The 15,575-nt window shown below is 45.0% G+C and carries 13 protein-coding genes; 5 read left to right on the top strand and 8 right to left on the bottom strand.

What is annotated here, in order from left to right:
- The first annotated feature begins 282 nt into the window (after positions 1 to 282).
- The 5 genes from KSZ58_RS07275 (at position 283) to KSZ58_RS07255 (ending at position 5,560) form a co-directional block, all read left to right on the top strand.
- A complete protein-coding gene (locus tag KSZ58_RS07275; RefSeq protein WP_008817382.1) occupies positions 283 to 1,386 on the top strand; it encodes a glutamine amidotransferase family protein in 1,104 nt (367 codons plus the stop codon).
- Positions 1,377 to 2,882 (top strand): glutamate synthase-related protein, encoded by a 1,506-nt coding sequence (locus tag KSZ58_RS07270; RefSeq protein WP_008817383.1) that lies wholly within the window; start codon positions 1,377 to 1,379, stop codon positions 2,880 to 2,882. The genes KSZ58_RS07275 and KSZ58_RS07270 overlap by 10 nt, the downstream gene beginning before the upstream one ends.
- A gap of 112 nt (positions 2,883 to 2,994) precedes the next feature.
- The gene (locus KSZ58_RS07265; RefSeq protein ID WP_002608852.1) at positions 2,995 to 3,717 is read left to right on the top strand and encodes a glutamate synthase; all 723 of its coding nucleotides are present in this window, start codon (positions 2,995 to 2,997) and stop codon (positions 3,715 to 3,717) included.
- An 18-nt stretch (positions 3,718 to 3,735) separates the two neighbouring features.
- A complete protein-coding gene (locus KSZ58_RS07260; RefSeq protein WP_008817384.1) occupies positions 3,736 to 4,947 on the top strand; it encodes a glutamine synthetase family protein in 1,212 nt (403 codons plus the stop codon).
- A gap of 28 nt (positions 4,948 to 4,975) precedes the next feature.
- On the top strand, positions 4,976 to 5,560 hold the full coding sequence (locus tag KSZ58_RS07255; RefSeq protein ID WP_008817385.1) for an ANTAR domain-containing response regulator: 585 nt from the start codon (positions 4,976 to 4,978) through the stop codon (positions 5,558 to 5,560).
- A 786-nt stretch (positions 5,561 to 6,346) separates the two neighbouring features.
- On the opposite strand, the gene KSZ58_RS07250 is transcribed toward KSZ58_RS07255, so the two are convergent.
- The 8 genes from KSZ58_RS07250 to hemC form a co-directional block, all read right to left on the bottom strand.
- Positions 6,347 to 6,511, bottom strand: a complete 165-nt coding sequence (locus tag KSZ58_RS07250) for a hypothetical protein (RefSeq protein WP_009589093.1) — start codon at positions 6,509 to 6,511, stop codon at positions 6,347 to 6,349.
- A gap of 74 nt (positions 6,512 to 6,585) precedes the next feature.
- A complete protein-coding gene (locus tag KSZ58_RS07245; RefSeq protein ID WP_008817387.1) occupies positions 6,586 to 7,773 on the bottom strand; it encodes a D-alanyl-D-alanine carboxypeptidase family protein in 1,188 nt (395 codons plus the stop codon).
- Between the two features lie 214 nt (positions 7,774 to 7,987).
- The gene (locus tag KSZ58_RS07240) at positions 7,988 to 9,421 is read right to left on the bottom strand and encodes an aspartate ammonia-lyase (RefSeq protein ID WP_008817388.1); all 1,434 of its coding nucleotides are present in this window, start codon (positions 9,419 to 9,421) and stop codon (positions 7,988 to 7,990) included.
- A 301-nt stretch (positions 9,422 to 9,722) separates the two neighbouring features.
- Positions 9,723 to 10,967 carry a bifunctional precorrin-2 dehydrogenase/sirohydrochlorin ferrochelatase gene (locus KSZ58_RS07235; RefSeq protein ID WP_008817389.1) on the bottom strand — a complete coding sequence of 415 codons (1,245 nt, stop codon included), beginning with the start codon at positions 10,965 to 10,967 and terminating at the stop codon, positions 9,723 to 9,725.
- Positions 10,964 to 12,253: a glutamate-1-semialdehyde 2,1-aminomutase gene (hemL, locus tag KSZ58_RS07230; RefSeq protein WP_009269185.1), complete on the bottom strand. Its 1,290-nt coding sequence runs from the start codon at positions 12,251 to 12,253 to the stop codon at positions 10,964 to 10,966. The genes KSZ58_RS07235 and hemL overlap by 4 nt, the downstream gene beginning before the upstream one ends.
- Position 12,254: 1 nt before the next feature.
- Positions 12,255 to 13,226, bottom strand: coding sequence for a porphobilinogen synthase (hemB, locus tag KSZ58_RS07225; protein ID WP_008817391.1), 972 nt, complete (start codon positions 13,224 to 13,226; stop codon positions 12,255 to 12,257).
- Positions 13,219 to 14,679: a uroporphyrinogen-III C-methyltransferase gene (cobA, locus tag KSZ58_RS07220; RefSeq protein WP_008817392.1), complete on the bottom strand. Its 1,461-nt coding sequence runs from the start codon at positions 14,677 to 14,679 to the stop codon at positions 13,219 to 13,221. Before cobA ends, hemB begins: the two co-directional genes overlap by 8 nt.
- Positions 14,676 to 15,575 carry a hydroxymethylbilane synthase gene (hemC, locus tag KSZ58_RS07215; protein WP_008817393.1) on the bottom strand — a complete coding sequence of 300 codons (900 nt, stop codon included), beginning with the start codon at positions 15,573 to 15,575 and terminating at the stop codon, positions 14,676 to 14,678. The genes cobA and hemC overlap by 4 nt, the downstream gene beginning before the upstream one ends.

The following is a 15,575-nucleotide window of genomic DNA, read 5'->3' as shown; positions in this document are numbered from 1 at the left end:
ACTACTTTGTCTCCTAAAATAAAAAAGGCAAAGATTCTTCAAGGTATATTCCTCAAAGACACCATTGCCTTTACGCTTACAGACTATACACCCGTTTTTTTCATTTGTCAATCACCTTTTTTCATTCATTTTCTGAAAACAAATCTTTTTGTTGACAAAAACTGTAAACAGGTGTATAAATTTTTTAAGTGAGCAAAGGCGTTCATTTAAAGAACAGGTAAGTTTCTGTTTAAATGAGCGTCTTTGTTTTTTTGTTATATTTGAAAGGAAGGATGTAGTTCTATGAAGAAAGAAGGTCAAATACGAATCCCGTCCGGATGTGCTATTGCTGCTGTCATTTCCAAAGAAGGAAACAGAATGTCCGGAGAAATGATTATAGATTCCATGAAACCCATGCATGAGCGTTCAAATGGGTTAGGAGGCGGTTTTACCGGATACGGTATTTATCCTCAGTATAAGGATTTTTATGCATTCCATATGTTTTATGACTGCAGAACCACGAGAAAAAAATGTGAATCTTTTCTGAAGGAACACTTTGAAATTATTCATTCTGAACTGATTCCCACATGTAAGATTCCTACCATTACAGATGAACCTATTATTTGGCGATATTTTGTTGATCCTCTGAAATCCGTTATGACAACCATGCAATTAGACGAGAAGGAATTCGTAGCCAGAACTGTTATGAAAATCAATACAGATATGCCCGGTGCCCATGTTTTTTCCAGTGGTAAAAATATGGGAACATTTAAGGCTGTCGGCTTTCCCGAAGATGTGGGTGTGTTTTATAAATTAGAAGAATATGAAGGATATTCCTGGATTGCTCATGGGCGCTATCCTACAAATACACCTGGATGGTGGGGAGGAGCACACCCCTTTACTCTGCTTGATTATTCTATTGTTCATAATGGTGAAATATCCTCTTATGATGCAAATAGACGTTTTATTGAAATGTTCGGATATAAATGTACCTTACAGACAGATACAGAAGTGATTACATATATGATGGATTATCTTCTTCGCGTACAGGAACTTACTTTAGAAGAGGTTGCCAATGTGATTGCAGCACCTTTTTGGAGCACCATTTTTACTGAAAGCAACTTAGAACTACGTGATAAATTAAAATACCTGAGAACCATCTTTTCCAGTCTCTTGATAACAGGTCCGTTTTCTATTGTTTTCGGTTTTAACGGAGGATTGATGGCTCTTAATGATCGTCTTAAACTACGCTCGATGGTTGTTGGCGAAAAAGACGATAAAGTGTTGATTGCCAGTGAGGAGGCAGCAATACGCATGATGGAGCCCCATGCAGAAAACATTTGGGCACCTGATGGCGGAGAACCAGTTATCGTTAAAGTGAAGGAAGGTGCAAATGAATGGGCTTAGAATTTATATATCCTGAATTTGAAGTTGTCAGAGATGAAACCAGATGTACCCATTGCCGTATATGTGAACAACAATGTGCGAATGAGGTTCACTATTTTGACGAAGAAAAAAGCATGATGAAATGTGATGACACGAATTGCGTAAATTGCCAGCGCTGTGTTAGCCTCTGCCCTACTAGAGCTTTAAAAATTGTAAAAACCAATTGTACTTTACGTGAAAACGCCAACTGGCAAAATGATGTTATAAAAGAAATTTACAAACAAGCAAATAGCGGAGGTGTTCTTCTGTCCTCCATGGGTAATCCAAAGCCACTTCCTGTTTTTTGGGACAATATACTTATGAACGCTTCTCAAGTCACAAACCCCTCCATTGACCCTCTGCGTGAACCAATGGAGACACGGGTTTATCTTGGTAAAAAGCCGGAAAAGATCAAGCGTCTTTCAAATGGCAAGCTCTCTTGTAAATTACCGCCGCAACTAGAGCTATCCATGCCGTTACTGTTTTCTGCAATGAGTTATGGCTCCATCAGCTACAATGCTCATAAATCACTTGCTCTTGCTGCTACAGAGCTTGGCATTTTATATAATACCGGAGAAGGTGGTTTGCATGAAGATTTTTATTGCTATGGCGAGCATACAATTGTCCAAGTGGCATCCGGACGTTTTGGTGTACACGAACAATTTCTGAATACAGGAGCTGCAATTGAAATTAAAATGGGACAGGGTGCTAAACCGGGAATCGGTGGACATTTGCCTGGAACCAAAATTGTCGGTGATGTATCTCGTACTCGAATGATACCTGAAGGCTCTGATGCCATTTCTCCGGCTCCCCACCATGACATCTACTCAATTGAAGATTTAAGACAACTTGTTTTTTCCCTAAAAGAAGCCACAGCGTATAAAAAACCTATTATCGTTAAAGTAGCTGCTGTGCATAATATTGCCGCTATTGCCAGTGGTATTGCCCGTAGTGGTGCAGATATCATTGCCATTGACGGATTCCGTGGCGGTACAGGTGCCGCTCCAACCAGAGTACGTGACAGTGTAGGTATTCCAATCGAACTGGCATTGGCCGCAGTTGATCAAAGACTTAGAGATGAAGGAATTCGCAACAATGTATCTTTAGTGGTCGGTGGTAGTATCCGAAATGCCGCTGATGTAGTAAAAGCAATCGCATTAGGTGCTGATGCATGTTATATCGCCACTGCCGCTTTACTTGCCCTAGGCTGCCATCTTTGCCGGACATGCCAAAGTGGTAAGTGTAATTGGGGAATTGCCACGCAGAATCCTGATCTTGTAAAACGACTCGATCCAGAAATTGGAAGTAAACGGTTAGTAAACGTAATGAAGGCATGGCAACATGAAATCAAAGAACTAATGGGTGGTATGGGAATTAATTCTATAGAAGCACTGCGTGGTAACCGTCTGATGCTTCGTGGAATTGGTCTAAACGAAAAAGAATTAGAAATTCTCGGTATCTCCTATGCAGGTGAATAAACGGCTTATTTGGATTTTAACAGAGAAATGATACATCTGTTAGCATCGATTTTGAGACATTAAAAAGACATTCTAAAGAAACTCGTAAAAATGTGATGGGAGGTATGCTATAATGCAATTGATAAATGCTACAGGTTTAGATTACAAAACAATAAATGAAATGATCCGTAAAACGGATGATAGCTACACTATAAAAGCATGCTGTGGACAACGCTTTATCGGAGCCGGTATGTCTAATAAAAATATCACCATACTAGGGATTCCCGGAAATGCCCTCGGTGCATATTTAAATGACGCAGTCATTACAGTAAATGCAAACGCACAAGATGCAGTCGGTGATACCATGAATGAAGGAAAAATCATCATTCATGGTAATATCGGTGATGCTGCCGGCTATGCTATGCGTGGTGGTAAAATCTATGTAAAAGGCAATGCCGGTTATCGTGCCGGCATCCATATGAAGGCATACAAACGTAAGATTCCTGTCATGATCATCGGCGGTTCTGCAGGAAGTTTCTTAGGTGAGTATCAGGCAGGGGGAATCATTATTGTTTTAGGCTTAAATTCTAAGACTGAGCATATTGTCGGTCATTTCCCATGTACAGGCATGCATGGTGGTAAAATATATCTACGTGGGAATTATGATACTATTAACTTGCCAAAACAGGTTACAGCCAAAGTAGCAACTTCAGATGATATGAAAGAAATCGAAGAATACCTTTGTGAATATTGTCTTGATTTAGGACAGGATCTAGAAACTATATTAAATGCCTCTTTTACCGTCATTACTCCTGACAGCAAAAATCCATATAAGCAAATGTATGTAGCAAATTAAAAGAAAGTAGGTACGCTTATGAAGTATTCAAAACAAGAAATTTTACAGTATGTGAGTGAAGAAGATGTTAAATTTATAAGACTTGCTTTTTGTGATGTATTTGGCAAACAAAAAAATATATCCATTATGCCGGAAGAACTTCCTCATGCTTTTGAGGATGGCATTGCCATTGACGCCTCCGCTATTGCCGGCTTCGGCGATGAAACACATTCTGATTTACTTCTTCATCCTGATGCAGATACATTAATGCCTCTGCCGTGGAGACCGGAACATGGACGAGTTGTTCGATTGTTCTGCAATATATCGTATCCTGATGGAAGGGCGTTTGAATGTGATACTCGCTCTATACTGAAAAAAGCGATTCAGGTTGCAGATAAGGCAGGTATTCATTTTTACTTTGGTGCTGAGCAGGAATTCTACCTTTTTACAGTAAGTGAAACTGGAGAAGCCACAAAAAACCCATATGATAATGCCGGATATATGGACATTGCCCCGGATGACCGAGGTGAAAACATTCGACGTGAAATTTGTCTTACTTTAGAACAAATGGGTATTTATCCCGAACGTTCTCATCATGAACAAGGTCCCGGGCAAAACGAAATTGATTTTCGCTACTCTGATCCACTTACAGCCGCAGATAATGCAATGACCTTTCAAACAGTTGTGAAAACCGTTGCCGGATGTAATGGATTGATAGCTGATTTTAGCCCTAAACCACTAGCTGATAAACCAGGCAACGGTTTTCATATTAACATTTCAGCTAAGGCAGATGATAATTCAGATTATTTACACCAGATTATTGCGGGCATTCTTGCAAAAGTTTGTGATATGACTCTTTTTCTAAATCCATTAAATTGCTCTTATCAAAGATTCGGTAACGATAAAGCACCACAGTATATTTCTTGGTCTAGTGAAAACCGTTCGCAACTGATACGAATTCCCGCTGCAGTAGGAAAATATCGTCGAGCTGAACTTCGTTCCCCCGATCCGACAGCCAATAGTTATTTAGCATTTGCATTAATGATATATGCCGGACTCTATGGTATTCAGAATCACTTGCAATTAGCAGAACCTACAGATATCAATCTTTACAAAGCTAATGCAGATGTACTTTCAAAGTTCAAAATGTTACCATCTTCATTAAGAGATGCCTGTGAATCAGCCCTTAACAGTGATTTCATCAAACAACATATTCCCAATGAAATATTAGAAATATACTGTCATAGATAATATCAATAAGTGGAAGGAGGAATGCAGCATGAGTCTAAAAGAGCGTTGCTATAGCATACTTATCGTATCAGCAACAGATAGTTTTACTTCTGCCATCGGCGTGTTGTTTCCTGAATCCAGATATACTCCTATACATAACGCAACCACTATCAATGTGGCGAAAAGAATGATTGCTGAGCGATCCTACGATTTTGTTATTATCAATTCTCCATTATCAGATGATATTGGGACACGTTTTGCAATTGACACATGCACTCTAAAGCATACCGCTGTATTGCTCTTAGTAAAGGCCGATATACATGCCACCATTCACGATAAAGTTGCTGAACACGGTGTGTTTACATTACCAAAACCAACCTCCAAAGCGATTTTAATACAAGCACTTTACTGGATGGAAAGTATGCGTGAACGTCTAAGACAATTTGAGAAGAAATCAGTCTCTATTGAGGAAAAAATGGCAGAAATACGTATTGTCAATAAAGCAAAATGGCTATTAATCAGCGAATTGAAAATGAGCGAATCAGATGCTCATCGTTACATAGAAAAACAGGCGATGGATCAATGTATAACAAAAAGAAGCATTGCAGAGGATATCATTAAAACCTACTCTTAGATCAACAAAGTCCAAAGTATAGTGATTTTCTTACTATTGGACTTTTTTACTATGCCATCCTAATCGACGGATTCAATACATTATTCTTATCCTTAATGTGATAATGCGCATTCCTATGGAATATATCAACTTTAAACAGAAGCAGGGATAAATAAAAAGCAAAAACAATATTCAGAAGATCTAAGTTGTTTCTACGAACTCATTGTCTTCACAATTTTACCTTTCTGTTTTTATTTATAAAATACACCGAGCTTGAACGCCTTCTTCTCTACCCTGAACTCTCATTTTTTACCTCGTGTTGCCTTGATGCTGATTTGATTGATCACAAAATGTATAGCATTTGCAATATTTTCCTCAATATTTCTCTAGTTGGAGCCGTTTAAATCGTTGAATTGATAAGAAGCTGATTTAATATACTCATTCTATCATTTTTTACATACTTGTCCCAATTTCCTAATTCTGTTCATATCTTTATATTTTAAATCCTTATCCGAAAATATTTACCTAAATCACCTAGAGCCAACTTTTTTATCAAATATGAACGTAGGGCAAGCGTTGGATTTATTACGAGGGATCATATACGGTCACCTACCCCTTTAAAGCACGAAGGGTAATGGAGCGCACGATGATTCAAATTTTGTCAATCCTGAGGAAAAAAAGACATTTATACTTTTTGGATTCTTACTTAAGCTTGCAAATTTTCAACTTCTAATTTACGAACAATCAATTAAGAACCACTTTTTGTATAAATGCATCTTTTTTATTCCTTTAACTTAATGACATTGGCTAAAACTCTTCCTCATCAAATCCTTCATCCAGATCACTGCTGTATTCTTCCATATAGCCTGCCTGTTCATCGGCGTCTGCACTGACTCTGCACAAGGCATACAGCAGAACGAACAGGAAGAAGACAGCTGCAATACCTACGATCCATAGTACACTTGTCATCATATCCCTCTTTTCTGCTTCTATTGTATGTGTCTATGCAGAAGTCATGCGTTCGTTTACACGCCAAGTTCTGGCAATCAGGCAAGTGTATCGCTAAACGCCTTCATAAAGATATCCAGATAATTCAGCTGCTCCACGTCCTGATCAACACCGACTGGAGCCTCCATCGTATAGCCGTCACTCATCGTGATTTTCACCGTTCCGATAGCTTCCATAGCCTTATAGGGAGGCGTGTCTTTGGTAATCGTGATCTCCTTCTTTTGCTCTTTTGGTTCGCTTCCCTTTTCAAATACATAGACAAGATCCTTCAGGGTGACCAGATTGACACTGGAGGGCTTGCCGTTTTCCATCGTATAAGTCTTCAGCTTTGTTCCCTTCGGATACAGCAGTCCCTGTGCATACTGAGAAAAGCCATAGTCCAGCATCTGCTTGATTTCCGCATTGCGCTGCTTGCTGCTGGGTTCACCCATGGCTACAGCCACCAGACGCAGGTCCTTTTTCTTTGCCGTTACGGTTATACAGGACATAGCCTCTGTCGTAAAGCCTGTTTTCAGCCCGTCCACACCCTCATACTGCTTCAGCAGCTTATTGGTATTGACCAGCCAGAATTTCTTGTCCGTATTCTCGCGGATGTAGGCATCATAGGTGGAGGTGATACGCAACAGCTCCTCCCCGCCCTCGGCAATCAGAGCACGGGCGATAATCGACATATCCTTTGCACAGGTATAATGCTCGGGATCGTGCAATCCTGTCGCATTCATGAAGTGTGAATTGCTCAGCTTCAGCTCCTTTGCCTTGTCATTCATCATCGCCACGAAATGATCATTGCTGCCGCCTACTTTTTCCGCCATTGCCACCATGGCATCGTTTGCACTGGCGATACAGATGGATTTCACCATATCGCGCACACTCATGGATTCTCCAGGCTCCAGAAACACCTGACTGCCTCCCATACTTGCAGCATACTCGCTTGCCGATACAGATTCATCCCAGCTGATTTTCTTGTCATGGAGTGCTTCAAAGATAAGCAGCAGACCCATCATCTTCGTCATGCTGGCCGGATACAGCTTATCCGTTTCATGCTTGGCATAGATCACTTTGCCGGTTGTGTTCTCGACCAGATATGCCGCTTTGGCACTCGGTGCGAGATCCTGCGCATTCTGAGCAGGCTCCTGTTTTGTTTTGTCATCCTGTGCGTGAATCTGCTGGGGAAGCAGACCCATGCAAAGACATATACTCAGACACAGTACAATAAGTTTTTTCATTTGCATCTACCTCACTAAAGTATATGGGGAAAGTGATGGCTTATGTCAAAAGAACAGGAAAAAAGGAAGGATCTGCTTTCTATAACAGTGACAGCACGCATATTTCATTTTGATGACAGCACAACCAGACAAAAAAAGACGCATCGCCATCCTTTTCAGAATATACGGATACGATTCACGTCTTTTCTTGTGAATGATGTTTCGCAGCTATATGCTAACGCCCGGTCTGCTTCTTGCTTTTTTTATGCATGCCCGGTATACCGGCACGCGTCATTTCCCGAATATTAAGCACTTCCTCCAGCTTATCCTTACTCATCAGACCATTTTCCAGAATCAGCTCCTTCAGCTTCCGATTTTCCTTCAGGGCCAGCTTTGCCATTCTGCTTGCCTGTGCGTACCCAATATGAGGAGCCAGTGCTGTTGCTGTACCGAGGGAGTTCTCCATGACCTCTTTGCAATGTTCCGTATTGGCCTGTATGCCCATAACGGCATGTATACGCAGAGTATGACAGGCATTGCGCAGCAGGTCTATGGATTGAAACAGATTGAAAAACAGAACCGGTTCGAAAACATTCAGCTCCATCTGTCCGGCCTCCGCAGCCTTCGTAATTGTTACATCGTTACCGAATACCTGAAAGCAGACCTGATTGCATACCTCAGGAATGACGGGATTTACCTTACCCGGCATAATGCTGCTTCCCGGCTGCCTTGCCGGCAGAACGATTTCCGCAAGTCCCGTTTTGGGACCGCTGGCCATCAGACGAAGATCATTGCACATCTTTGATAAGGAAACACAGAGCGTTTTCAGGGAAGCATGCGCAAAAACAAAGGGGTCTACATTTCTGGTGCCATCGATAAGATCACGTGCACTCGTCAGCTCAATCTGCGTAATATCACACAGATGCTTTACACAGATGCGTTTGTAGCGTTCATCCGTATTGATGCCTGTACCGACAGCAGTTGCTCCCATATTTACGGATTTCAAATTGGAAAAAGCCACTTTGATCCTTCGGATGTCACGCACAATTGCCGTCGCAAAGGCATGAAACTCCTGTCCCATGCGTATCGGTACCGCATCCTGCAGATGTGTACGTCCCAGCTTGATGACATCATTAAATTCAATACTTTTGTCCAGCAGTGCCTCCTGCAGCAGCATCAGCTCCTCCAACAGGTCTTCAACCAGAAATAAGGCTGTCAGCTTTCCGGCAGTCGGAAATACATCATTGGTAGACTGACCGAAATTCACATGATCATTGGGATGTATGTAATCATAGACACCCAGCGCCTTCCCTGCCAGCTGAGCGGCACGGTTTGCCACAACCTCGTTGGCATTCATGTTGGTGCTTGTTCCTGCACCACCCTGTATGACATCCGTGATAAACCAGCAATCGAGCTTTCCCTGAATGATTTCATCACAGGCCGCTATGATATACCCTGTCCTCTCATCATCCAGATGCCCGCATTCGTGATTGGCCATGGCACAGGCCTTTTTGATCATGCCCAGCGAACGAATCATCGCCGGATGTGTCCGCAGGTGTGTGATGGGGAAATTCTGTGTTGCACGCACCGTCTGTACTCCATATAATGCATCACAGGGTACCTGCACCTCCCCCAAGGAATCTTTTTCAATCCGAAATTGTGTCGTCATATTCTCCATCTCCATTGTATTTTCTTTATCTTTATTATACTACGAAAGCGCTTTATTTTCCTGTGCTACCCGTATAAAATTTTCTAATTTCTAAAATAAGCCGCTTTATACATGCTTCAAAGTTCCAAATTTCTGATTCACTGCTTATACACAGATTCGAATCCCCCTATAATCATTAAAATAGGCCGGTACCTCCTGCATGCTTCGGTATATGCCGTTTCTTTAATGAACGCCCTGCTCCTGTTTTCTATGCTTTTCCTTTCTATGTTATCAAAAGATACAAAAAAATGAAATGCCTGTATCATTCCATTTTTTGTATGATAAACTCCTGAAAAGCTCTCAGCTCAATGCAGGATGCCTGCAACACATGCACACTGCAATTTTGTTTCTGAAGGCTCTGTACCAAAGCAGAGCCGCCATCACTATCCTTACGGTAATGACTTCCCCGCAGCATGTACATGGGAAGAATTGCCACGCTTTCCTCTCTCCAAGGCAGTATGCAATCCATTGTCTGCTTTTCATGAACGGCATGGAAATGGACATCCTCTTTCATAAGTCCCTGCAGCAGTTCACTGAATGCTCCGTCTACACACGAATGATAGATAACAAGCAGATTGGCACAGCCGCTTTCCCTGCGTACCTCCTGCAGACATTGCCAAACCTCTGAGCGCTCTTGAAACATAAGCGGCTTTACCCGTACATTCTCACTCTTTATGGAAAGAAGACGGCTGTAATAGCGGCCGTTTTGAAACAGCATCGGCACCAGGGTGACCGGAATATGCAGGGACTTAACGATTTGCAGCCATTGCGCAACCGGCTGTGCCGATGTATCACTGACACCTTCGAAGAGAAATGCCGCTGCAGCTACAAGATTTGTTTTCCTGTGCTCTATGGCGGCACAAAAGTTCTCCAGTTCCTGAGACACATCCTCCTTCACTCCATGAAAGCATACCAGCTGCAGGCCTTTCCCCTGCAGGGCCTGCTCTATACAATACAGATCACGCTGAGACAGTCTTACCAGACGGGAAAGCAGCTGCGGGCGTTCCTCCTTCTGGATATGCTGCAGGATATATTGACGCAGCTTGCGCAGCATGGCGATACGGGAAGCATAGTTCTTTTTCACAACAGCATTCATTTCCTTCAGCATCTGACGGGCAAGCAGCGGACTTGCCCCTTTTGTCCCTGCCGCAAGCACATACTCCGCTGTTTCCTCCACAGCCAGGGCATGCATGCTGGCACCGCAATTCTGCCGGACACTCATTGCAAAGATACCTGCCTGCTTGGCATCCTCGCATATCTGCCTATTGCTGATCAAATCATCACAGCAGGCAAGGACCAGCATCTTCCCCTGCAGCTGCTGCGGGCGATAGGAATCGGTTATGCACGGATAAGCAGCCCCTTGAAAGCATGCATCAAACTGCTTTGCGATAACGACAAGCTCTGCCCCCTCCTGCTCCAGCTGACAGCACTTGCGATAGGCGATGCGACCTCCTCCGATGACCAGAACCGCTACACCCTGCAGCGACAGCTGTACACACAGACTCATATAAGCTGTTTTAATGCTTCTCGCATAATCTGCAGGGTATGATCCAGTTCTTCATACGTATGGGCAGTAGAAAGAAACATTGCTTCATATGGCGATGGTGCAATCAAAATGCCATGATCATAGAGATAGCGGAAATAGCGCTCGAACAATGTCACATCGCAGGTCTGCACATCCGTAAAGCTGTGAATGCTCTGTCGGGTAAAAAACAGGGTCAGCAAACTTCCCGCCTGATGAAGCTGATACGGCAGCTTCATCTCCTGTAGAATTGTCTGCATACCTTCCTTCAAATACGCCCCCTTCTCCTCAAGCTCAGTATAAGTTTCGGGATGCTCCTTCAGATATCGCAAAAGACGGCAGCCCAGGTGCATCGCCAGCGGATTACCGGATAGCGTACCTGCCTGATACACCGGTCCGCTGGGACTTACCGATTGCATAATGTCCGCTCTGCCGCCATACGCACCAACCGGAAGTCCGGCTCCGATGATTTTTCCGAAGCAGGCCATATCCGGTACGATTCCATACAGCTCTGCAGCTCCGCCATACCGTACACGAAAGCCGCTGATCACCTCATCAAAAATCAATACGATGCCATGTACGTCACATAGTCTGCGCAATCCCTGAAGAAATTGAGGTTCTGCTTTCACCACACCCATATTTCCTGCAATCGGCTCCAGTATAACTGCGGCAATCTGCTGTTCATTCGCTTTGATTACTGCCTCCACATTCTCCAGATCATTGTAGCTGCATACAAGGGTATGCTTTACAACATCCGCCGGAACACCGGGGCTGGTAGGCGTTGCGAATGTCAATGCTCCGGAACCGCTTTTCACCAGCAGGCCATCACTGTGTCCGTGATAACAGCCTTCAAATTTGATTATTTTATCTCTTCCTGTAAAGCCGCGGGCAGTCCGTATGGCAGACATGGTTGCTTCTGTGCCGGAATTCACCATACGTACCATGGCAAGACCGGGATAGGCATCCGTGATCAGCCGGGCAAGCTCCACCTCCTGCGCTGTGCAAAGGCCGAAGCTGATGCCCTTTTGAATAACCTCCTCCAGATGCCCGCTAAGCAGCGGATGGGCATGTCCCAGAATCATCGGTCCCCAGGAACCGATATAATCCAGATAGGTGTTGCCATCCACATCCACGATATGGGATCCATAGGCATGATCCGCAAACAGACAATCCGCATGGGCGCTGGAAAAGGAGCGTACCGGTGAATTCACACCCCCGGGCATCAGCGCACAGGCCTCATGAAACAGGGCAAGACTCGATGTATGCTTCATATCACTGCACCCCCTCATCAATTTTACGGGCGAGATACAAAGCAAAATAGGTGATGATCAAATCGGCACCTGCGCGCTTCATTGCCAGAATGCTTTCAAAGATTGCTTCCTCGCGAACCAGGCCCTGATCCACCGCCATTTTCAGCATGGCATATTCTCCGCTGACATTATAAACTGCCAGCGGCAGGGAGAACTGCTCCTTCGCTTCTCTGACAATATCCAGATAGGCAAGCGCCGGCTTCACCATCAAAACATCAGCGCCCTCATCCACATCCGCCTGCAGCTCCCGCAATGCCTCTTCCCTGTTTGCATAATCCATCTGATAGCCCTTTCGATCCCCAAAGCTCGGTGCAGAATTGGCAGCAGCTCGAAACGGTCCGTAGAAGCTGGAGGCATACTTTGCGCTATAGCCCATAATGGCAACATTCTGAAAGCCTGCACTGTCCAGTGTCTGTCGAATGGATGCTATATGACCATCCATCATATCACTTGGCGCAACCATATCGATGCCTGCCTGTGCATAGCTGAGTGCAATGCGGTTCAGATAGGACAGCGTTTCATCATTCATCACATCTCCCTCGGCATTGAGAATGCCGCAATGACCGTGGTCGGTATATTCACACATGCACACATCCCCAATCACATAGATTTCCGGTGCATACGACTTGATAAAGCGAATCGCCCTCTGTACGATACCATCCTGTGCATACGCCTGAGTGCCACAGGCATCCTTATGATTCGGAATACCGAACAGGATACAGGACAGAACCTGCGCTCCTCTCATTTCATCCAGAGCCTCACACAGACGATCAATGGAATAATGATAAACCCCGGGCAGTGTTTCAATTTCCCGGCATATATTTTCGCCTTCCACAACAAACAGTGGATATATCAAATCTCTTTTCGTCAGTACCGTTTCCTTCATCATGGAACGGATAACCTGGTTTTTTCGCAGTCTTCTTCCTCTATACATGTGCTTCCTCCTCTATGATACAGGTGCCGAACAGCCCTTTATCCGCTTTCGGCAGCTCGATAATATGTTGACAGCCATAGCTGCGTAATGCTCTTGTAGTATGTGCTCCCATGGAATAGACCTTCAGCTCAGTAACATCCTGACACTCCATGAGCCTTCCAAGACAGGCATGCACATGGAAGCTGCATGTGAACAGCGCTCCGTCATAAACGTGCTGCGGCAGGTCAAAGGGCAGCTCTTGCACCGTATAGGCCTTGCAAAGTGATACATGTGCATGCTCCTGCAGCTGCTCAAACAGCACACGATTATCATTGTCCGCCTTCACAAGCACGAGACGGTCATTTTTTGAAATATGCTTTTGCAGCTCCAGTGCCAGATGCTCGCTGTCCTCCTGCTGCGGCTGTATGTCCGCCTGTATGCCATAGCGGGCCAGCACCTGCCTGCTTTTCTCACCCACCACGGCGATTTTAACAGTAGAAAGCTGACGTACATCCTGTCTGCGCTGCACCAGCTGTGTAAAGAAAATCTCAATGGCATTGCGGCTTGAAAATACAAGAATATCTGTTTCCTGCAGATTGACATCATCCAAAAGAGCTGGGTTTGCACAAATCCTTCCTGTTGTTATGCAATCAACGGCAGCACCCAAATCCTGCAGCTCAAGCTGCAGCTCTCGCTTCGCATCGGCAAACTGAGGAAGCAGGTAGCGTTTTTGAAACAAGGGACGCCGTTTCATGAAATTCAATTCCTCCTGCAAATTGATTACCCCGCCTATAACAATCAGTGCGGGAGAAACAATTGCGGAAAGATCTCTGTCTTCGATATCCTTTAGCGTTGCCGTCACCATCGTCTGTGTCGCACGGCCGGCATTGCTGACAAGTGCAATCGGTGTATTTGGATTACGCCCTGCCTGCATAAGTCCGGATACGATTGCGGACAGCTGTTGCAGCCCCATATAGAAAATCAGCGTATCCCGGGTATGTGCCATGCCTGCGTAATCAAGGTCGCTCATGGTGCCCGCTTTGCCATGTGCACTCATCAGGCGGGCACCACTGGCATAATCGCGATGCGTAATCGGAATACCGGCAAATGCCAGACCGCCGATTCCGCTGGATATTCCGGGTATGATTTCAAACGGTACATGGGCCTGCGCCAATGCCTGTGCTTCTTCCCCGACACGACCGAACACACAGGGGTCCCCTCCCTTGAGCCGTACAACCGTATCAAACCGGGCCGCCTTCTCAATCATCAGACGCTGAATCTCCTCCTGTGCCATGGCATGCTTCCCTGCCTTTTTGCCAACATAAATGCAGTCACAGTGCTTTGGTGCAAATGTCAGGATTTCAGGATCCAGCAGACGATCATACAAAATGCAGTCCGCTTTTTGAATCATCCGCATCGCACGCAGTGTCAGCAGCTCCCAAGTGCCGCAGCCGGCTCCGGTAAGATAAATCATAGACCTTCCTCCACTTTTTTCCGTAGGCGCTGCGCCGCTTCAATGGCCATCGCCTGTGCCTGTGCTCTTGGTCCGCTCACATGCAGATCAAACAGCCTGGCTCCATCCTCACTGCCATAGACCGCAAACAGCTCTGCATCAGCCTCATGTAGTATGCATCTGGCGCCCAGCGGTGTATGACAGCCACCGTTGAGCTCCTGTAGAAAGGCACGCTCGGCACAGACCTCCTCATCCACACGCTTTGTACACAGTGCATTGACAAGCTCCACAAGGTCATTCCTCTTTTTGTGCACCTCTATGGCAATCGCCCCCTGTGCAACCGCCGGTACCATGATATGCTCTGGCAGGGTTTGAGTTATATACTGTGCAAGCTGCAGCCGCTTTAATCCGGCAGCTGCCAGAACGATACCATCCAGCTGCTGATCCTCCAGCTTTTTCAGCCGTGTTTCGATATTTCCGCGTATGCCGACGATTTCCAAATCCTCACGCTGCCGCAAAAGCTGAAACCTGCGTCGCTTGCTTCCTGTTGCGATGCGGGCATGCAGGGGCAGTGACTCCAGAGATGTTGCATTACGCAGTACGAGGACATCGCGTGCATCCTCTCGTAAAAGCGTTTCGGTAAAGCACAGACGCTCATCCAGCACCGAAGGCATATCCTTCATGCTGTGTACAGCAAGATCAATCGTATGCTCCAGCAGCTGCTGCTCTATTTCCTTTACAAAGATTCCCTTATCCTTCATCTGGTCCAATGCCACATGCTGGATACGGTCCCCCTTTGTGGTAATCACACAGATTTCAAAGCTATGCTGGGGATACGCCTTTTCCAGCAGTGCCTTTACCTCGTTGCATTGAGCCAGCGCCAGCGCACTTCCTCTGGTTCCCATTCGTATATGCAT

The organism is Erysipelatoclostridium sp. DFI.2.3 (assembly GCF_019132535.1).
In the GTDB taxonomy this organism is placed as follows: Bacteria; Bacillota_I; Bacilli_A; order Erysipelotrichales; family Erysipelotrichaceae; genus Clostridium_AQ; species Clostridium_AQ innocuum.
The sequence above is the reverse complement of the archived record's forward strand: the minus strand, read 5'-3'. Positions and strand labels throughout refer to the sequence as shown.

Bases quoted from the DNA above. Each gene is read 5' to 3' on its own strand.
- KSZ58_RS07265 (WP_002608852.1), top strand. From the start codon at position 2,995: ATGCAATTGATAAATGCTACAGGTTTAGATTACAAAACAATAAATGAA.
- KSZ58_RS07235 (WP_008817389.1), bottom strand. From the start codon at position 10,967: ATGAGTCTGTGTGTACAGCTGTCGCTGCAGGGTGTAGCGGTTCTGGTC.
- KSZ58_RS07270 (WP_008817383.1), top strand. From the start codon at position 1,377: ATGGGCTTAGAATTTATATATCCTGAATTTGAAGTTGTCAGAGATGAA.
- hemB (WP_008817391.1), bottom strand. From the start codon at position 13,226: ATGTATAGAGGAAGAAGACTGCGAAAAAACCAGGTTATCCGTTCCATG.
- hemL (WP_009269185.1), bottom strand. From the start codon at position 12,253: ATGAAGCATACATCGAGTCTTGCCCTGTTTCATGAGGCCTGTGCGCTG.
- KSZ58_RS07260 (WP_008817384.1), top strand. From the start codon at position 3,736: ATGAAGTATTCAAAACAAGAAATTTTACAGTATGTGAGTGAAGAAGAT.
- KSZ58_RS07275 (WP_008817382.1), top strand. From the start codon at position 283: ATGAAGAAAGAAGGTCAAATACGAATCCCGTCCGGATGTGCTATTGCT.
- KSZ58_RS07245 (WP_008817387.1), bottom strand. From the start codon at position 7,773: ATGAAAAAACTTATTGTACTGTGTCTGAGTATATGTCTTTGCATGGGT.
- hemC (WP_008817393.1), bottom strand. From the start codon at position 15,575: ATGCATATACGAATGGGAACCAGAGGAAGTGCGCTGGCGCTGGCTCAA.
- KSZ58_RS07255 (WP_008817385.1), top strand. From the start codon at position 4,976: ATGAGTCTAAAAGAGCGTTGCTATAGCATACTTATCGTATCAGCAACA.
- KSZ58_RS07240 (WP_008817388.1), bottom strand. From the start codon at position 9,421: ATGACGACACAATTTCGGATTGAAAAAGATTCCTTGGGGGAGGTGCAG.
- cobA (WP_008817392.1), bottom strand. From the start codon at position 14,679: ATGATTTATCTTACCGGAGCCGGCTGCGGCACTTGGGAGCTGCTGACA.
- KSZ58_RS07250 (WP_009589093.1), bottom strand. From the start codon at position 6,511: ATGATGACAAGTGTACTATGGATCGTAGGTATTGCAGCTGTCTTCTTC.